The sequence below is a fragment of the Dyadobacter sp. 3J3 genome, assembly GCF_009801115.1.
Taxonomy (GTDB): domain Bacteria; phylum Bacteroidota; class Bacteroidia; order Cytophagales; family Spirosomataceae; genus Dyadobacter.
Window position 1 is genome coordinate 349,924 of the sequence record NZ_VTOL01000005.1, and the last position, 17,924, is coordinate 367,847.

The 17,924-nt window shown below is 40.4% G+C and carries 30 protein-coding genes; all 30 read left to right on the forward strand.

Annotated features, from left to right (window positions below; all coding sequences use genetic code 11):
- Positions 1-37: 37 nt before the first annotated feature.
- The gene (rpsL, locus tag FZF08_RS13295; protein ID WP_137342297.1) at positions 38-448 is read left to right on the forward strand and encodes a 30S ribosomal protein S12; all 411 of its coding nucleotides are present in this window, start codon (positions 38-40) and stop codon (positions 446-448) included.
- Between the two features lie 123 nt (positions 449-571).
- Positions 572-1,039 carry a 30S ribosomal protein S7 gene (gene rpsG / locus FZF08_RS13300; protein ID WP_090341140.1) on the forward strand — a complete coding sequence of 156 codons (468 nt, stop codon included), beginning with the start codon at positions 572-574 and terminating at the stop codon, positions 1,037-1,039.
- Between the two features lie 192 nt (positions 1,040-1,231).
- Positions 1,232-2,464: a hypothetical protein gene (locus tag FZF08_RS13305; RefSeq protein ID WP_159469507.1), complete on the forward strand. Its 1,233-nt coding sequence runs from the start codon at positions 1,232-1,234 to the stop codon at positions 2,462-2,464.
- A gap of 286 nt (positions 2,465-2,750) precedes the next feature.
- Positions 2,751-4,871, forward strand: a complete 2,121-nt coding sequence (gene fusA, locus FZF08_RS13310; RefSeq protein ID WP_159469509.1) for an elongation factor G — start codon at positions 2,751-2,753, stop codon at positions 4,869-4,871.
- Between the two features lie 136 nt (positions 4,872-5,007).
- On the forward strand, positions 5,008-5,313 hold the full coding sequence (rpsJ, locus tag FZF08_RS13315) for a 30S ribosomal protein S10 (RefSeq protein WP_015813787.1): 306 nt from the start codon (positions 5,008-5,010) through the stop codon (positions 5,311-5,313).
- Between the two features lie 283 nt (positions 5,314-5,596).
- Positions 5,597-6,217 carry a 50S ribosomal protein L3 gene (gene rplC / locus FZF08_RS13320; RefSeq protein ID WP_159469510.1) on the forward strand — a complete coding sequence of 207 codons (621 nt, stop codon included), beginning with the start codon at positions 5,597-5,599 and terminating at the stop codon, positions 6,215-6,217.
- Positions 6,218-6,221: 4 nt separating this feature from the next.
- On the forward strand, positions 6,222-6,851 hold the full coding sequence (rplD, locus tag FZF08_RS13325; RefSeq protein WP_159469511.1) for a 50S ribosomal protein L4: 630 nt from the start codon (positions 6,222-6,224) through the stop codon (positions 6,849-6,851).
- A 2-nt stretch (positions 6,852-6,853) separates the two neighbouring features.
- A complete protein-coding gene (rplW, locus tag FZF08_RS13330) occupies positions 6,854-7,141 on the forward strand; it encodes a 50S ribosomal protein L23 (RefSeq protein WP_159469512.1) in 288 nt (95 codons plus the stop codon).
- A gap of 46 nt (positions 7,142-7,187) precedes the next feature.
- Entirely contained in the window at positions 7,188-8,012 is an 825-nt protein-coding gene (gene rplB, locus FZF08_RS13335; protein ID WP_159469513.1) for a 50S ribosomal protein L2, read from the forward strand.
- A gap of 10 nt (positions 8,013-8,022) precedes the next feature.
- Positions 8,023-8,301 carry a 30S ribosomal protein S19 gene (rpsS, locus tag FZF08_RS13340; protein WP_137342292.1) on the forward strand — a complete coding sequence of 93 codons (279 nt, stop codon included), beginning with the start codon at positions 8,023-8,025 and terminating at the stop codon, positions 8,299-8,301.
- Positions 8,302-8,356: 55 nt separating this feature from the next.
- The gene (rplV, locus tag FZF08_RS13345) at positions 8,357-8,758 is read left to right on the forward strand and encodes a 50S ribosomal protein L22 (RefSeq protein ID WP_090341163.1); all 402 of its coding nucleotides are present in this window, start codon (positions 8,357-8,359) and stop codon (positions 8,756-8,758) included.
- An 18-nt stretch (positions 8,759-8,776) separates the two neighbouring features.
- Complete coding sequence (gene rpsC, locus FZF08_RS13350; RefSeq protein WP_159469514.1) at positions 8,777-9,604, forward strand: 30S ribosomal protein S3; 828 nt, start codon at positions 8,777-8,779, stop codon at positions 9,602-9,604.
- Positions 9,605-9,651: 47 nt separating this feature from the next.
- Complete coding sequence (rplP, locus tag FZF08_RS13355; protein ID WP_159469515.1) at positions 9,652-10,077, forward strand: 50S ribosomal protein L16; 426 nt, start codon at positions 9,652-9,654, stop codon at positions 10,075-10,077.
- A 43-nt stretch (positions 10,078-10,120) separates the two neighbouring features.
- Positions 10,121-10,315 carry a 50S ribosomal protein L29 gene (rpmC, locus tag FZF08_RS13360; RefSeq protein ID WP_137342289.1) on the forward strand — a complete coding sequence of 65 codons (195 nt, stop codon included), beginning with the start codon at positions 10,121-10,123 and terminating at the stop codon, positions 10,313-10,315.
- A 16-nt stretch (positions 10,316-10,331) separates the two neighbouring features.
- Positions 10,332-10,595: a 30S ribosomal protein S17 gene (rpsQ, locus tag FZF08_RS13365; RefSeq protein ID WP_090341174.1), complete on the forward strand. Its 264-nt coding sequence runs from the start codon at positions 10,332-10,334 to the stop codon at positions 10,593-10,595.
- A 3-nt stretch (positions 10,596-10,598) separates the two neighbouring features.
- Complete coding sequence (rplN, locus tag FZF08_RS13370) at positions 10,599-10,967, forward strand: 50S ribosomal protein L14 (RefSeq protein WP_090341176.1); 369 nt, start codon at positions 10,599-10,601, stop codon at positions 10,965-10,967.
- A gap of 49 nt (positions 10,968-11,016) precedes the next feature.
- Positions 11,017-11,358, forward strand: coding sequence for a 50S ribosomal protein L24 (gene rplX, locus FZF08_RS13375; protein ID WP_159469516.1), 342 nt, complete (start codon positions 11,017-11,019; stop codon positions 11,356-11,358).
- A 79-nt stretch (positions 11,359-11,437) separates the two neighbouring features.
- Positions 11,438-11,998 (forward strand): 50S ribosomal protein L5, encoded by a 561-nt coding sequence (gene rplE / locus FZF08_RS13380; protein ID WP_137342287.1) that lies wholly within the window; start codon positions 11,438-11,440, stop codon positions 11,996-11,998.
- A gap of 27 nt (positions 11,999-12,025) precedes the next feature.
- Positions 12,026-12,295, forward strand: coding sequence for a 30S ribosomal protein S14 (gene rpsN, locus FZF08_RS13385; protein WP_090341179.1), 270 nt, complete (start codon positions 12,026-12,028; stop codon positions 12,293-12,295).
- Positions 12,296-12,372: 77 nt separating this feature from the next.
- Positions 12,373-12,771 (forward strand): 30S ribosomal protein S8, encoded by a 399-nt coding sequence (gene rpsH, locus FZF08_RS13390; RefSeq protein ID WP_090341180.1) that lies wholly within the window; start codon positions 12,373-12,375, stop codon positions 12,769-12,771.
- A gap of 21 nt (positions 12,772-12,792) precedes the next feature.
- Positions 12,793-13,347 (forward strand): 50S ribosomal protein L6, encoded by a 555-nt coding sequence (gene rplF, locus FZF08_RS13395; RefSeq protein WP_159469517.1) that lies wholly within the window; start codon positions 12,793-12,795, stop codon positions 13,345-13,347.
- A 49-nt stretch (positions 13,348-13,396) separates the two neighbouring features.
- Positions 13,397-13,750: a 50S ribosomal protein L18 gene (gene rplR, locus FZF08_RS13400; protein WP_137342285.1), complete on the forward strand. Its 354-nt coding sequence runs from the start codon at positions 13,397-13,399 to the stop codon at positions 13,748-13,750.
- 15 nt (positions 13,751-13,765) lie between these two features.
- On the forward strand, positions 13,766-14,281 hold the full coding sequence (gene rpsE, locus FZF08_RS13405; RefSeq protein WP_090341189.1) for a 30S ribosomal protein S5: 516 nt from the start codon (positions 13,766-13,768) through the stop codon (positions 14,279-14,281).
- Between the two features lie 37 nt (positions 14,282-14,318).
- Positions 14,319-14,498: a 50S ribosomal protein L30 gene (gene rpmD, locus FZF08_RS13410; RefSeq protein WP_159469519.1), complete on the forward strand. Its 180-nt coding sequence runs from the start codon at positions 14,319-14,321 to the stop codon at positions 14,496-14,498.
- Between the two features lie 14 nt (positions 14,499-14,512).
- The gene (rplO, locus tag FZF08_RS13415) at positions 14,513-14,959 is read left to right on the forward strand and encodes a 50S ribosomal protein L15 (RefSeq protein WP_159469521.1); all 447 of its coding nucleotides are present in this window, start codon (positions 14,513-14,515) and stop codon (positions 14,957-14,959) included.
- A gap of 65 nt (positions 14,960-15,024) precedes the next feature.
- The gene (gene secY / locus FZF08_RS13420) at positions 15,025-16,338 is read left to right on the forward strand and encodes a preprotein translocase subunit SecY (RefSeq protein ID WP_159469523.1); all 1,314 of its coding nucleotides are present in this window, start codon (positions 15,025-15,027) and stop codon (positions 16,336-16,338) included.
- 6 nt (positions 16,339-16,344) lie between these two features.
- On the forward strand, positions 16,345-17,142 hold the full coding sequence (gene map / locus FZF08_RS13425) for a type I methionyl aminopeptidase (protein WP_159469524.1): 798 nt from the start codon (positions 16,345-16,347) through the stop codon (positions 17,140-17,142).
- Positions 17,143-17,154: 12 nt separating this feature from the next.
- On the forward strand, positions 17,155-17,373 hold the full coding sequence (gene infA, locus FZF08_RS13430) for a translation initiation factor IF-1 (protein WP_090341195.1): 219 nt from the start codon (positions 17,155-17,157) through the stop codon (positions 17,371-17,373).
- Between the two features lie 48 nt (positions 17,374-17,421).
- On the forward strand, positions 17,422-17,538 hold the full coding sequence (gene rpmJ / locus FZF08_RS13435; protein ID WP_090341197.1) for a 50S ribosomal protein L36: 117 nt from the start codon (positions 17,422-17,424) through the stop codon (positions 17,536-17,538).
- A 6-nt stretch (positions 17,539-17,544) separates the two neighbouring features.
- Positions 17,545-17,922 carry a 30S ribosomal protein S13 gene (rpsM, locus tag FZF08_RS13440; RefSeq protein WP_159469526.1) on the forward strand — a complete coding sequence of 126 codons (378 nt, stop codon included), beginning with the start codon at positions 17,545-17,547 and terminating at the stop codon, positions 17,920-17,922.
- Positions 17,923-17,924 lie beyond the last annotated feature (2 nt).

Genomic DNA, 17,924 nt, shown 5'->3' on the forward strand with positions numbered 1-17,924 from the left:
GATTAGTTGATTAACTAGATTAAAATCAATTCATTAAATGCCAACTATTTCACAATTAGTCCGTAAAGGTAGAGAGACCATTACATGGAAATCCAAGTCACCGGCTTTGGATTCTTGCCCTCAGCGTCGTGGAGTATGTACTCGTGTATATACCACAACGCCAAAGAAACCGAACTCAGCACTTCGTAAAGTTGCGCGTGTTCGTCTTTCTAACAACAAAGAAGTGAATGCCTACATCCCAGGTGAAGGCCACAACTTGCAAGAGCACTCGATCGTTTTGATCCGTGGTGGTCGTGTTAAAGATTTACCAGGTGTGCGTTACCACATTATCCGTGGTGCATTGGATACAGCTGGTGTTAGCGGACGTAAACAACGTCGTTCTAAATATGGTGCAAAACGCCCTAAACCAGGACAAGTTGCAGCACCGGTAAAAGGTAAGAAAAAATAAAAAGTAACTCTCTCTGCTTTTATTAAAGAACTATTCTGATAAATAAAAGGGAAGTAATCCTGGATTCTGTTCAGGGTGAATAAGTTGCAAAACGAAACCTCGTGTAAAACATTAAGTATTAAAATGAGAAAGTCCAAACCAAAGAAAAGATATATCCTGCCTGATCCTAAGTTCAGAGATGTACAGGTTACAAAATTTGTAAACAACCTGATGCTTCAAGGCAAGAAAAGCATTGCTTTCACAATTTTTTATGACGCGCTAGAAGTGGTTGAGAAAAAAACCAGCGAAAGTGGTCTTGAAACGTGGAAAAAAGCATTGAACAATGTAACTCCATCTGTTGAAGTAAAAAGCCGTCGTGTTGGTGGTGCTACTTTCCAGGTTCCAACTGAAGTACGTCCGGAACGTAAGCAAGCTTTGGGTATGAAATGGTTGATCAACTACGCTCGTAAGCGTGGAGAAAAAACTATGGTAGACCGTTTGGCTGGCGAAATCGTTGCTGCTGCTAAAGGTGAAGGAGCTGCTGTTAAGAAAAAAGATGATACGCACCGTATGGCGGATGCGAACAAAGCATTCTCGCATTTCCGTTTCTAGGAAAGCGTTTTACAACGTATCTGTTAAATCCGGCTACTGCATTTTATGCGGTAGCCGGATTTTTTATTATATGCACGAATGGTTACAATTTCGATTTTTAGTTTAAATTTAAGGTTTGAATTGAGCATTTAATTTTCTGTTCAAAATAAGTTAATCAGCTTTTACTCAACAATTCACCTAAAAAATTCGGCTATGAAAAATTTTTGCATTCTGGGCTTATGTTTGATTATGACCTTTTCCTGTCGTTCCAAAAAGGTTGAACCGGATGGAGATTCAATAGACAACAGTACTCTTGTAAATTTCGACCTGGTTTTTGAAAAGGAATTAATTCGATTGGGAATTGATAAACAAGGGAAAGAGGATGGGTTAGTCCGATATGCGGATGTTAAAGATGTTGAAAGTCTTGAAATTGTTAATGGATGGAATCGTATTACAAGCGTGAAGGGAATTGAATATTTTGTCAATTTGAAATCCTTAACAATATACAAGCCGAAACTGGATTCGCTAAACCTGATTAAAAATACCAAATTAGAAAAACTGACTGTTTTTACCGGCGATGATGAAGGTGTGGAAGGCACACTGAAGTATTTGAATGTTACTGCCTGTAAATCTCTTAAATCGCTGGACTGTTATGGGAATATTCTTTCTTCTTTGGATTTGACTAAGAATTTGGCTTTAACAGATCTTAATTGCAGCAAAAATTCCCTAACACAACTTAATGTTTCTAGTAATACAAATCTCAAATCATTAAACTGTTCACGAAATCAATTAAGTGCGCTTGATTTTCGTAATAATAGAAGTTTGGAAAACCTGGATTTTAGTGAGAATAGATCACTAACATTATTAGATGTTACGAAGAATATTCAGCTTAAAGAAATTGGATGTGTTTATACAGGTTTGAAGACACTTGATTTTACAGGAATATCTGGTTTGAAATCACTTGATTGTTTTGGTACCAAAATTTCAAGTTTGAAAATTCCAGCAGGTTTGGAAATATTGAATATCAGAGGAACAGCCCTTTCATCTTTTGATTTTAATCAGACAAAAATGATGCGGGTTTTAACGATTGGGCCAGAATTAATCTCTGTCGATCTTAGCGTTCTGGTAGATTTGACACAATTACATTCTTATGATCTGACGCCGATTAATTTGGATCTTACAAAAAATAGTAAACTGGATACGCTGCATATTAGTAATGCGAAAATTTCAAAAATTGATTTTACAGATAATCAAAATCTGAAGTCCTTATTTCTGGAAAAGATGATAATTGATCAATTGGATTTGCGTCCGCTTAAACAGCTTAAAGCTTGTTCTATTCACGAATGCCCAAATTTGATGTCGGTTTGTGTGAATAAAGTACCAGTTTCGAATGGTGCTGACAATTGGTATGTATCGGGATTAATAAAGCTAGAACTTTGTAAATAAATAGCTGTCGATAATGTATGGTTATAGGGATCTCCGTTATCGAATTTGACTTCGGATTCGTCAGAGATAAGTAACTGTAATAATAATATTTAGAGTGATTTTTTATATTATCATCATTTTTGAATGATTCTCAAAAAAATTATCTCTCTACCATTGTTTTTATAATCAACTATTTATACTTTTGCACTCTGAATTTTTTGCAGTGGTGTGAAAATGCCCTAATAATGTTCAGAGCTTCTTCAAGAATTGAATTGCACAACGAATATAAATAACAGCACCATTTGCCATGGCACGTGATCTAAGATTAACAAGAAATATTGGTATTGCTGCGCACATTGATGCGGGTAAAACTACAACCACCGAGCGTATTCTTTATTACGCAGGAGTAAGCCACAAAATTGGAGAAGTACATGACGGTGCTGCTACAATGGACTGGATGGAGCAGGAGCAAGAGCGTGGTATTACCATTACTTCGGCTGCTACAACAGTAGATTGGACTTACCGTGATGAAAAATATCATATCAACATTATCGATACACCGGGTCACGTTGACTTTACGGTTGAGGTAAACCGTTCTCTACGTGTATTGGATGGTTTGGTATTCTTATTCAGTGCTGTTGATGGTGTTGAGCCTCAGTCGGAAACGAACTGGCGTTTGGCTAACAACTATAATGTAGCACGTATCGGTTTCGTTAACAAAATGGACCGTTCTGGTGCAGACTTCCTTAAAGTTTGTGCGCAGGTGAAAGAAATGCTGGGTAGCTACGCTGTACCTCTTCAATTGCCGATCGGTGCTGAAGATACGTTCAGAGGAGTAGTTGACTTGGTTAATTTCCGTGGTATTGAATGGAATGAAGAAGATAAAGGGATGACTTTCAGAGAAGTTCCTATTCCTGAAGATATGTTGGAAGAAGCAACTGAATGGAGAGAAAAACTTCTTGAAGCTGTTGCGGAATTCGACGACACTTTGATGGAAAAATATTTTGAAGATCCAGCTTCAATCTCAGAAGACGAAATTCTTGCAGCTTTGCGCGCAGCGACAATCAGCATGAAAATCGTTCCTATGGTTTGTGGTTCTTCATTCAAAAATAAAGGTGTTCAAACGATGCTTGATTACGTGATGGCAATTTTGCCTTCGCCTCAGGATCGTGAAAGCATCATCGGAACTGATCCACGTACTGGTCTTGAAATTTCTCGCCAGCCTACAGATGCTGATCCTTTCTGTGCATTAGCGTTTAAAATTGCAACAGATCCTTATGTAGGTCGTCTTTGCTTTATTCGCTCTTACTCAGGATATCTTGATTCAGGTTCTTATGTATTGAACAACCGTTCAGGAAATAAGGAACGTATCTCCCGTATTTTCCAAATGCACGCTAACAAGCAAAATCAAATTGATCGTCTTGAAGCAGGTGATATTGGAGCGGTAGTAGGTTTCAAAGATATCAAAACAGGAGATACACTATCTGACGAAAAGAACCCAATCGTTCTTGAATCAATGGTATTCCCTGAGCCGGTAATTGGTTACGCAATCGAGCCTAAGAAAGCTGCGGATGCTGATAATTTCAGCAAAGCAATCACTAAGCTGATCGAAGAAGATCCTACGTTACAAGTTGAAAGTAACGAAGAAACTGGTCAGACGATCATCAAGGGAATGGGTGAGCTTCACTTGGAAATTATTATCGACCGTATGCGTCGTGAATTCAAAGTGGAAGTAAATCAAGGTGCTCCTCAGGTTGCTTACAAAGAGGTTCTTACAAAGAACTTTGAACACCGTGAAGTTTACAAGAAACAAACAGGTGGTCGTGGTAAATTTGCCGATATCCTTTTTGAAATCGGACCAAGAGATGATAACGAAGAAGGACAAGAACCAAAAACTGGTTTGCAGTTTGTTAACCAGATTGTAGGTGGTACAATTCCTCGTGAATTTATCGCTCCAATCCAGAAAGGTTTCGAAGCTTCTATGTCTAACGGAGCTTTGGGCGGATATCCTTTGGATTCGATGAAAGTGCGTTTGTACCACGGTTCATTCCACGATGTCGATTCAGATGCGTTATCTTTTGAACTTGCAGCTAAGATTGGTTTCAGAGAATCAGCACGTCACGCAGGTTCAAAATTGATGGAGCCGGTTATGCACGTTGAAGTTCTTACGCCTGATGAATACACTGGACCTATCACAGGTGACCTTAACCGTCGTCGTGGTATCATGAGAGGTATGGATTCACGTAATGGTGCTCAGGTTATCAAAGCGGACGTTCCTTTGTCAGAATTGTTCGGTTATGTAACGGATCTTCGTACAATGTCATCAGGACGCGCAACTGCTTCTTTGACATTCGCTTACTACGAAATTGTTCCTCAGCATATCTCTGATACTGTAATTGAGAAAGCTAAAGGCTTAGTTAAAGCTTAATAAAGATATTAGCCACTGCTCTGAAAAGGGCAGTGGCTAAAAATATTTAAGCCAGTGAAGTAAATGGTTCTTTCACTGGTGGATTGTCGGGATTCGTTCCCATCAAGTTTTCAAGAACCGGAAATAAGCAAATAAGATGAATCAAAAAATTCGTATCAAACTGCGGTCATTCGATCACAACTTAGTTGACAAATCAGCTGAGAAGATTGTTAAGGCTGTTAAGGCAACAGGTGCCGTTGTTAGCGGTCCAATTCCATTGCCAACTAAAACAGAGAAATTCACTGTTTTACGTTCTCCTCACGTGAACAAAAAGTCTCGTGAACAATTCCAGCTTTGTACTTACAAACGTCTGGTTGATATTTTCTCTACAAGTGCAAAAACTGTTGATGCACTAATGAAGCTTGAATTGCCAAGCGGTGTTGATGTAGAGATCAAAGTTTAGTGATTCTTACCGGCTTATTTAGTTAGGTCGATTATATAATTGGATGAAGGTCCGTAATTATGGAAACCACATCTGAGCTCATTCAGGTAAATATTCGAATGTTTTTTAGTATTCGATTCATACCAGGAATTAATTGAGGTCAGATGTTTAGTACATCTGACCTTTTTTGCTGATTATCAGTGAGAATAAAGAAAATACTGCTTTGATATGCAAATTCAAATTTCTATCTTTGCAGTCCGTTTTAAGGAATAGGGTTTTTACCTGCTAATTTAAATTAATTACGATGTCTGGTTTAATAGGTAAAAAAATCGGAATGACTAGTTTGTACAATGCTGACGGGCAGGCTCTGGCATGTACTGTAATTCAAGCTGGTCCTTGTGTTGTTACACAAGTTAGGTCCGAAGGAAAGGATGGGTATAAAGCCCTCCAATTAGGTTTTGGCGAGAAAAGAGAGAAAAACTCTACTCAGCCGTTAATAGGTCACTTCAAAAAGGCCGGAACAACTCCAAAGCACAAGCTTGTTGAGTTCAAGGAATTTGAAGTGGAGCATGAACTTGGAACTTCACTATCAGTGCAAGATGTATTTGCAGAAGGTGAATTCGTAGATGTAGTAGGTTCAGCCAAAGGCCGCGGTTTTCAGGGTGTTGTAAAACGTCATGGTTTCGCAGGGGTTGGTGGACAAACTCACGGTCAGCATAACCGTGCACGTCACCCAGGTTCGATTGGTGCTTGTTCGTTCCCTTCACGCGTATTTAAAGGCATTCGTATGGGTGGGCGCATGGGTAACAATCGTGTAAAAATTCAGAATTTGCGTATTCTGAAAGTGATACCTGAGCAAAACTTGCTAGTAGTAAGTGGCTCAGTACCGGGTTCAAAGAATTCATTTCTAATCATTGAGAAATAGTACCATGGAACTGTCCGTATTAAATATAAAAGGAGAAGATACCGGCAAGAAGGTAACAATGTCTGAAGAAATTTTCGGCATCGAACCTAACGAGCATGCGATCTATCTCGACGTGAAATTGTACTTGGCCAATCAGCGCCAGGGTACACACAAGTCAAAAGAACGTGCTGAGATCAATCACTCAACACGTAAGATCAAGAAACAAAAAGGTACAGGTGGAGCACGTGCTGGTAGCATTAAATCCCCGGTATTCGTAGGTGGTGGTCGTATATTCGGTCCTCGCCCTCGTAACTATACTTTCAAGATCAACAGAAAAGTAAAAACGCTAGCGCGTATTTCAGCTCTTTCTGCGAAAGCGAAAATTGATGCAATTTCTGTTTTGGAAGCATTTACTTTTGATGCACCAAAAACGAAGTCATATCTGACTGTACTTAATTCACTTTCATTAGTGAACACAAAAACATTGTTGATTCTTTCAGAAGTTGATAGCAATGTGTACCTGTCAAGCAGAAACGTTCCTAAAGCGAAAGTTACTACTGTTGACTTGGTAAATACATATGATCTGATGAATGCAGACCGCCTTTTAATAAGTGAATCTGCTCTGTCTAATTTGGAAACCCTATTAAACAAATAGTGATGAGTGTACTGAAACGACCGATTATAACAGAAAAGGTAACGGCTCAGGGTGGTCAGGGAAAGTATGCCTTTGAAGTAGCTCTTACTTCAAACAAGGTTGAAATCAAAAAGGCTATCGAGAAACTGTTTGGGGTTACCGTAGAGAGCGTTCATACAATGCGCAGCATTGGTAAAAGCAAATCCCGCACATCGGGTGGAAAGTTTGTAAGTGGAAAAACGTCAACCATTAAGAAAGCTATTATAACAGTAGCTGAAGGTGAGATCATCGACATTTACGGTGAAGCTTAGAATTTTGGTTGATCTATTCAAATCTTAGAAGAGTTTAAGTATAGCAATGGCAGTTAAAAAATTAAAACCGACAAGTGCTGGTCAACGTTTTCGCATGGCTCCTGCTTTTGAGGAGATCACAGCGTCAAAACCTGAAAAGAGCCTATTAGAGCCTGTTAAAAGAACAGGTGGTCGTAATAGCTCCGGACATCGTACCATGCGTCATATAGGTGGTGGTCACAAACGCAGATACCGTGTTATCGATTTCAAAAGAAATCGTTTTGATGCACCAGCAATAGTTCTTACAATTGAATACGATCCAAACCGCTCAGCACGTATCGCTCTGGTACAATATGCCGATGACGAAAAAAGATACGTAATCGCTCCGAACGGATTGAAAGTAGGACAAGTAATTGTTTCAGGAAGTTCAGTAGCACCAGAAATGGGAAATGCGCTTCCACTGGGTTCAATGCCAATTGGTACAATTGTTCACAATATTGAATTGACACCTGGTAAAGGTGGTCAGTTTGCAAGAAGCGCCGGAGCTTATGCTCAGCTTGTAGCGCGTGAGGGTAAATACGCAGTAATTAAAATGCCATCTGGCGAAATGCGTATGATTCTTTCAACTTGTATCGCAACGGTTGGAACAGTTTCCAATTCAAGTCACATGAATGTGAATTACGGTAAAGCAGGCCGTAAACGTTGGTTAGGTCGTCGCCCAAGAGTTCGTGGTGTAGCTATGAACCCAGTCGATCACCCAATGGGTGGTGGTGAAGGCCGCTCATCAGGAGGCCAGCCTAGATCAAGAAACGGACAGTTCTCAAAAGGACTTAAGACTCGTGATCGCAATAAGCATTCTGAGAAATTGATTATCAGCCGTCGTAAAAAATAATTAGAATAATATGGCACGCTCATTAAAAAAAGGACCATACATCGACTTTCGTCTGGACATCAAGATTCAGACGATGAACAGCGCAGCACGTAAGTCGGTAATAAAGACATGGTCAAGACGCTCAATGATCTCTCCGGATTTTATTGGACATACATTCGCAGTTCACAACGGTAACAAGTTCATACCGGTTTATGTAACTGAAAACATGGTAGGGCACAAATTAGGAGAGTTTTCGCCAACGCGTAACTTCCGTGGTCACACCGCCAAAAAAGATAAAGGTAGAAAATAATTAGTCGACGATAGCTGGGTTTCGTCAATCGGAACCAGCCTATATCTGAAAGAACATGGAAGCAAGAGCTATATTAAGAAATGTGCCTACTTCTCCTCGTAAGATGAGATTAGTAGCCGACATGATTCGCGGACAAAAGGTCAGCAAAGCGTTGGCGCTGTTAAAGTTTCAACCAAGGGCTTCTTCACCAATTTTGCACAAAGTTTTACTTTCTGCAGTTGCCAACTGGCAACAATTGAATGAAGACGCTAAGCTGGAAGACGCTGATCTTTATGTTAAAACCGTATTTATTGACGGTGGACGTATGTTGAAGCGTTTGCGCCCTGCACCGCAAGGAAGAGCACACAGAATCCGTAAACGTTCAAACCACATTACACTTGTGGTGGATGACAAAGCGGAAGTTGCTACAACGGATGTTGCCGCAAGCGTGGAAAACAAAGTAATCACCGAATCATAAGTAAACGATCTATTTCGAATGGGACAAAAGGTTAATCCTATAGGTCTGAGACTAGGAATTGTTAGAGGCTGGGACTCTAGCTGGTATGGAGGAAAAGATTTTTCTGACAAACTTGTTGAAGACGAAAAAATTCGTAACTATATAAAAGCACGTATCCCAAAAGGATCAATCTCTAAAGTAGTTATCGAGCGTACACTGAAACGCATCACGCTTACAATTCACACGGCTCGTCCGGGTATCGTAATTGGTAAAGGTGGTAGTGAAGTTGACAAGATCAAAGAAGAGCTTAAAAAAATCACAGGAAAAGACGTTCAGATTAACATCTACGAAATCAAACGTCCTGAGATTGATGCAAAATTAGTTGGAGAAGCAATTGCACAACAACTACAAGCTCGTATCTCTTACCGTCGTGCCATGAAGCAGTCAATCGCTTCTGCTATGCGTGTAGGAACTCAAGGTATCAAAATTCGTCTTGCGGGACGTTTGGGTGGAGCTGAAATGGCTCGTACTGAAGAGTATAAAGAAGGACGTATTCCTCTACATACATTGAGAGCGGATATTGACTATGCAATCTCGGAAGCACAAACGATCTATGGTAAAATAGGTATCAAAGTTTGGATCTTCAAAGGTGAATTGTACGGAAAGCGTGACTTGACTCCAAGTGCAGCAACCGCTGCCGCTGACAGAAATGACAGAGGAACGGGATCAGGCGGCGGAAACGACCGTAACAAGGACAGAAGAGGTGGTCGTGGCGGAAACGATATTAACCGTGGCGGTGGTAGTGAAGGCGGTGGCGGCGGAAGCGAAGCAGATCGTCGTAAGAGAAGTAGAAATAAGAAGAAGTAATCAGACATTTTCCGATTTTGTGAAATCGGTTCAAATAGATTAGAATCATGTTACAGCCGAAAAGAACAAAATTTCGCAAGCAACAAAAAAACAAAGGTTCAGAAAAGGGACTAGCCACTCGTGGTGCTGAAATCGCTTTCGGATCTTTCGCAATCAAGTCGCTTGAGCCAGGCTGGCTAACAGCACGTCAAATAGAAGCAGCGCGTATTTCAGTTACACGTGCTATGAAACGTGAAGGCCAGGTATGGATTCGTGTGTTCCCTGACAAACCTATTACAAAGAAACCTGCAGAGGTTCGTATGGGTAAAGGTAAAGGAGCTCCTGAGTATTGGGTTGCACCAATCAAGCCGGGAACAATCATCTTCGAAGCAACCGGTGTTCCACTGGAAACAGCTAACGAAGCATTGCGTTTGGCTGCACAAAAGTTGCCAATTAAAACAAAGTTCGTGGTACGTCGGGATTATCAAGAATAGACCAACCCCGAACGTTATCTAAGAACGCTAATTATTAAAAGCAATGACTAGTAAAGAAATACAAGACCTGTCGCAGGATCAGCTGAAAGAACAGATCGCACAAGAAAGAGAGCGCTTACTTCGTTTGAAATTCGCACATGCTATTTCGCCGATCGAAAACCCTTTGCGTATTCGCGCCTCGCGTAAGGAAATTGCAAAACTATTGACCGAACTGTCGGCTAAAACTAACCAACAGTAAATCAGTTTAAGAAATTATGGAGGCAACAGAAAGAAATTTACGGAAAGAAAGAGTCGGTAAAGTAGTGAGCAACAAAATGGAGAAATCCTGTGTGATCACTGTTGAACGTAAAGTTAAGCACGAGAAATATGGTAAGTTTATGACTAAAACTACCAAATTGATGGTGCATGACGAAAATAACCAGGTTGGTATCGGTGATACGATCAAGGTTATGGAAACCCGTCCGCTTAGTAAGAATAAGCGTTGGAGATTAATTGAAATCCTTGAAAAAGCTAAGTAACAAATGGTACAGCAAGAATCAAGACTGTCGGTAGCAGACAACAGTGGAGCGAAGGAAGTACTCGTAATCCGGGTACTTGGCGGAACTGGCAAACGCTATGCTTCAGTAGGCGATAAGATCGTCGTAACAGTAAAATCTGCTCTTTCTTCGAGCAGCATGAAAAAAGGAACGGTTTCAAAAGCCGTGGTTGTACGGACTAAAAAGGAAGTACGCCGCAAGGATGGTACATACATTCGCTTTGAAGATAATGCAGCCGTTTTACTTAACAACAACGACGAACCACGTGGCTCACGTATCTTCGGTCCAGTAGCGCGTGAATTGCGTGAAAAACAATTTATGAAGATTGTTTCACTGGCACCTGAAGTGTTGTAAGAAATAAAGACAAAAGTATTTCTTTAGAACCGATAAGAGAATACCTCAAATGGAAAGCAAAAATAAAAACCTACCCGCTAAATTGCACATACGCAAAGGAGATACTGTTAAAGTAATTTCCGGAAATGCGAAAGGTGAATCAGGGGTTATCAAAACTGTGCTTATTGAGAAATCAAGAGCAACTGTGGAAGGTGTTAATTTGATTACGAAACACGTAAAACCAAATGCACAGAACCCACAGGGAAGCATCGAAAAACGTGAAGGTACTATTCATATCAGTAATTTGATGGTGGTAGATCCTAAGACTGGCGAAGCGACTCGTACGGGCCGTAAAGCAAACGATAAAGGAAAGTTACAGCGGTTCTCTAAAAAATCAGGAGACTTTTTATAAGTCTCCCGGTTTCAGGACCAGTTGTTAGTTTTATATACGAAGCGCGTGGGTCGGCAATCCACATAATTAACTCAGAAAAATGGCACAGCCAAGATTAAAAGAAAAGTACGTTAGCGAAGTAGTTTCGCAACTGAAAGAAAAGTTCGAGTACAAGTCTGTAATGCAAGTACCTCGTTTAACTAAAATTGTTATCAACAAAGGTATAGGCGCAGCCGTATCTGACAAGAAATTGGTTGATACAGGAGTTGAAGAACTAGGATTAATTACAGGACAAAAAGCAATTGCTACCATTTCTAAAAAGGCGGTTTCCAACTTTAAGTTGCGTGAAAACATGCCTATTGGAGCAAAAGTAACACTACGCGGAGATCGTATGTACGAATTCCTTGATCGTTTGACAGCTATTGCAATGCCACGTGTACGTGACTTCAAAGGGATCAGCGACAAAGGATTTGACGGTCGTGGAAATTATACTTTTGGTGTGAAAGAACAAATTATCTTCCCTGAAATCTCTATCGAAAAGGTAAACAAGATTACAGGTATGGATATCACATTTGTTACTTCAACTAATTCTGACGAAGAAAGTTATGAGTTGTTGAAAGCACTTGGTATGCCTTTCACTAATGCGAACAAACAAGGATAATTCTTAAGACTAAGATATTTACCGACAATGGCAAAAGAATCAGTAAAAGCACGGGAAAGAAAAAGACAAGCATTAGTAGCTCGTTATGCTGAAAAGCGTAAAACATTAAAGGCTGCTGAGGATTGGGTTGGCCTGGATAAATTACCCCGTAACTCATCGCCTGTACGTCTGCACAATCGTTGCAAAATCACAGGAAGACCTCGTGGATACATGCGAAAATTCGGAATCTCAAGAGTTCTGTTCCGGGAAATGGCCTCAGATGGTAAAATTCCGGGTGTTACAAAATCAAGTTGGTAGGAATACTTTCAATTCTGATTTCAATTACTTAACTTTGCACTCCCGTTTTAAGGGAGTGTTTAAACTAGGCATAAAAAATGTTAACGGATCCCATAGCAGATTATCTGACGAGACTCAGAAACGCCATTAAAGCGAAGCACAGGGTTGTTGAGATACCTGCATCCAACATAAAAAAAGAAATAACGAAGGTACTTTTTGATAAAGGGTATATCCAGAGTTATAAATTTGACGAAGTCGGCCCTCAGGGTGTAATCAAGATAGCCTTGAAATACAATCCTGTTACCAAACAAAATGCAATTGTGAAATTGCAGCGTGTTAGTAAGCCAGGGTTACGCAAGTACTCCGGGACATCTACACTACCTCGCGTTTTGGGTGGTCTTGGAACTGTAATTATCTCTACATCGAAAGGTGTTATGACAGATAAGGAAGCCAAAACACTGAATGTAGGTGGAGAGGTGTTATGTTTCGTGTACTAATATTTTAAAGTTATTCAGGAAATGTCACGAATAGGAAATAAATTAATCACTATACCAGCAGGCGTTACGATCTCAGTATCTGACGACAACCTGGTATCAGTTAAGGGTCCAAAAGGAACGCTTACTCAGGCAGTTGACACAGATATCGCAATCGAGATCGAAGGAAACGAATTGAAAGTAAAACGTCCTAGCGAACAAAAGCGCCATAAAGCGTTGCACGGTTTGTACCGCTCACTAATTAACAACATGGTAATTGGTGTTGAAGCTGGATACAAAAAGGAAATGGAAATCATCGGTGTGGGTTACAAAGCCAGCGCCGTTGGTAACGTTTTAGAGTTGCAATTGGGTTATTCACATAATATTTTTATGTCTATTCCTGATGAACTAAAAATTACAACCACTTCCGAAAAGGGTCAGAATCCAAAAGTAATTTTGGAAGGTATTGACAAGGAATTGATAGGTTCTGTTGCTGCTAAAATTAAGTCTCTACGTAAAGTAGAACCTTATAAAGGTAAGGGTATCCGTTTTGTTGGTGAAATCGTTCGCCGCAAAGCTGGTAAGTCTGCTAAGAAATAGTGCGTAGCCACAGGATGATTTTGTTAACTAAGTTTAGATAAGATTTAAAATGGCTACCTCAAAAGTAGATAGAAGACAACGCCTTAAATATCACATTCGTAAGAAAGTGAAAGGTAGTGCTGAACGTCCCCGTCTTTCGGTTTTCCGTTCAAACACTAGCATCTATGCTCAAATCATTGATGATATTCAAGGAATAACCCTGGTAAGTGCGTCGACACTGGACCTTGGTGAGAGAAAAGAAAGTTCTAACGTAGAGGCAGCTCTTGCAGTTGGAAAGAAGATTGCCGAAAAGGCGCAGGCAGCAGGTATTCTTGCGGTAGTATTTGACCGTAATGGATATTTGTACCATGGTAAAGTTAAAGCATTGGCCGAAGGAGCTCGCGAGGGTGGCCTGAAATTCTAAGAATAAGCAAAGACTATGTCTACAAATACAAAACCTTCAAAGGTTAACGAATCGGATCTGAAAGAACGCGTTGTTGCGATCAATCGGGTAGCAAAAGTAGTAAAAGGCGGTCGTCGTTTTAGTTTCTCTGCCATCGTGGTTGTGGGTGACGGAAAAGGTGTGGTAGGTCATGGACTAGGTAAGGCAAATGAAGTAACAGATGCTATTGCCAAAGGAATTGACGATGCTAAAAAGAATTTGATTCAAATTCCTATGCTGAAAAACACTGTCCCTCATGCGATGGAAGGTAAATTCAGCGGTGGGTTTGTATTGATCAAACCAGCGGCTCCTGGTACAGGAGTTCTTGCGGGTGGCCCAATGCGCGCCGTTCTTGAAAGTGCCGGTATCAAAGACGTCCTTGCTAAGTCAAAAGGTTCTTCGAATCCGCACAACGTTATTAAAGCTACAATTGACGCTCTTTTGAAAATGAGAGCTCCTCATCAGGTTGCTTTCCAACGTGGGGTTAAATTGGACAAAGTATTCAACGGATAATCCTTACAAGGGATTATCCTTTTATCTGAGAGTAATTATGTCAAAAGTACGTATTACACAAATTAAAAGTGTTATCGATCGTCCGGAAAGACAAAAGTTAACTATCAAAGCGTTAGGCTTGGGTAAGATTAACCGTTCGGTTGAGCAGGAAAATACCGACGCCATTGCGGGTATGATCCGTAAGGTAAGTCACTTAGTTTTAGTTGAAGAAATCTAATAAATACTAAAAGTATGAATCTTAGTTCATTAAAACCGGCAGCTGGATCCGTTAAAGTCGGAAAACGTGTCGGACGTGGTCAGGGATCCGGTTTAGGCGGAACTTCTGCACGTGGACATAATGGAGCACAGTCTCGTTCAGGTTACAGCCGTAAATTGGGTTTTGAAGGTGGCCAGATGCCTCTTCAAAGACGTTTGCCGAAATTCGGTTTTAACAACATTAACAGAGTAGAATACAAAGCATTAAATCTTGATGCGATTCAGGCTCTTGTTGAAAAAACAAATGCTACTGTAATTACGCTTGAATTGATTCGTGAAAACGGACTTTGCGCGAAAAAAGACCTTGTGAAAATCCTTAACCGTGGAGAGATTACATCTGCTGTTGAAGTTCAGGCAAATGGTTTTTCTGCATCGGCCATCGAAGCGATTGAAAAAGCAGGTGGTAAGGCAGTTAAATTGTAACCTTGTTGGTTCAGTTCTAAACCGTGTATGTTTGATTATCGAACAGATAATGTAAGCCCCATAACATGAAACGATTTTTTGAGACGATAAAACATATATTTTCGATTGAGGAGTTGAGAACTAGAATTCTCAACACTCTTTTGTTTATAACAATATTCCGTTTAGGGTCTTATGTAGCTTTGCCTGGTGTAGAACCGGATCAGATGAATTTTTCATCACAGGGTTTATTAGGTCTTCTTGATACCTTCCTTGGTGGAGCTTTTAGTAAAGCTTCCATCTTTGCTTTGGGTATCATGCCTTATATCTCTGCTTCCATTGCGATTCAGCTGTTGACTATGGCTTTGCCGTATTTCCAGAAGATGCAGAAAGAAGGAGAGTCTGGGCGCAAGAAGTTAAATCAAATTACAAGGGTTCTCACGATTGTTGTTACCTTAGTTCAAGGAACAGCGTATTTGAATACAACTGTTCCTGATGAAGCACTATTGGTTTCACGCAGCTTGTTTTCTATCTCATCGGTGTTTGTTCTTGCAGCCGGGACTATGTTCTGCATGTGGCTGGGAGAGCGTATCACGGATAAGGGTGTAGGGAACGGGATCTCTATGTTGATTATGATTGGTATTGTTTCCCGTTTTCCGGGTGCTATTCTTAAAGAATTTCAATCAAGAGGTACAGGTGGAATCTTGCTTTTCGTATTAGAAATTGTAGCCTTGTATTTTGTAATTATGGGTGCTGTTATGTTAACACAAGCAGTTCGCCGTATACCGATACAATACGCAAAACAGGTAGTTGGTAACCGGGTTATGGGTGGCCAGCGTCAATACCTTCCTTTGAAATTGAATGCGGCTGGTGTAATGCCAATCATTTTCGCTCAGGCGTTAATGTTCATTCCTTCACTTGGAGCGTCTTATTTTGCTGAGAAAAGTGATTTCGCTAGTAACGTTGCTACTATTTTCGCAAACTATACAACCTGGCAATATAATCTGTTGTTTGCTTTCCTTATCATCGTTTTCACATTCTTTTATACTGCTATCTCGGTTAACCCGCAGCAAATCGCAGATGATATGAAAAGAGGAGGCGGTTTTATTCCAGGTGTAAAGCCGGGACAGCAAACTTCTGAATATATCAGTTCTGTACTGGATCGTATAACGTTCCCTGGTTCACTAATGTTGGCTCTTGTAGCTATTCTGCCGGCTTTTGCAAGCATGGCTGGTGTATCAACAGACTTTGCGCATTTCTTTGGGGGAACATCTTTACTTATCATGGTAGGTGTTGTTTTGGATACCTTGCAACAAGTTGAAAGTTATCTTCTAATGCGGAGATATGAAGGTCTTATGAAGTCAGGACGTGTAAAAGGTAGGACTGAAAGTGTCGCTATCTGATTTGGAATGATCTATTTGAAAACAGAGGAGGAAATAAACCTCATTAAAGAGAGTGCTCAGGTTTTAGGTAAGGCACATGCCGAAGTGGCGCAATGGGTTAAACCGGGCATCACTACTAAAAAGCTTGACACAATCGCTGAGGATTATATCAGAAGTTTTGGAGGTATACCTTCTTTTAAAGGCTTCAATAATTTCCCTGCTTCACTTTGTATGTCTGTAAATGAAGTAGTAGTTCACGGTATTCCCGGGAATTATGAACTAAAAGACGGAGACATTGTTTCAATTGATTGCGGTGTTAAGTTAAATGGATTCCACAGCGACAGTGCTTATACATATCCTGTGGGTGAAGTGTCGAAAGAGGTCATGGATCTTTTAACTGCAACTAAGAAATCTCTTTACAAGGGAATCGAGCAGGCAGTTGACGGATTAAGAGTTGGCGATATTGGTTTCGCGGTTCAGCATTATTGTGAAGAAAGAGGTTACACAGTGGTTCGCGAACTTGTTGGTCATGGCGTTGGAAAAGAACTCCACGAAGCTCCGGAAGTTCCTAATTACGGAAAAAGAGGAAAAGGATTACGTTTGAAAGAAGGAATGGTCCTTGCTATCGAACCGATGATTAACTTAGGTACTAAGTCAGTTATGCAGGAAAAGGATGGCTGGACAATCAGAACAACGGATCGTAAATACTCAGCTCATTTTGAACATACTGTTGTGGTGCGTAAAGGTAAAGCTGAAATACTTACCACTTTTGATTATATAGAACAAGTCACGGCGAATACCAGCCTAATGGTTGAAGTAAAGTAATAAAAGCTACGAATGGCAAAACAAGCATCAATTGAACAGGACGGAGTAATTTTAGAGGCGCTCTCGAATGCAATGTTTCGTGTAGTATTGGAAAATAAGCACGAAGTAATAGCACACATTTCAGGTAAAATGAGGATGCATTATATTAAAATTTTACCTGGCGACCGTGTAAAGCTTGAAATGTCTCCATACGATTTATCGAAAGCGAGAATTGTATATCGTTACAAGTAAGCTAAGAGTTTGAATAGATTAGTTTAGGAAATAACTATTGTTAGAAAGATGAAAGTTAAAGCATCAGTAAAAAAGCGCAGTGTAGACTGTAAAGTCATACGCCGGAAGGGTAAGGTCTACGTAATAAATAAGAAGAACCCACGGTATAAACAAAGACAAGGTTAATAAATTATGGCACGTATTTCAGGAGTTGATATCCCCGACCGTAAAAGAGGCGAGATTGCCTTAACTTACATTTTTGGAATTGGTCGCAGTACTGCGAAGAAAATTCTGGACAAAGCAGGTGTGGATCTGGATAAAAAGGTACTTGACTGGTCAGATGAAGAGTCAGGGGCTATTCGTTCTGTTATTTCAGGCGAATATAAAGTTGAGGGAGCACTAAAGTCGGAGGTTCAATTGAGTATCAAACGCTTAATGGATATTGCTTGTTACCGTGGCCTTCGTCATCGTAAGGGATTGCCATTGCGCGGACAGAGAACCAAGAATAACTCTCGTACTCGTAAGGGTAAACGCAAGACAATCGCGAACAAGAAAAAGGCTACTAAATAAAC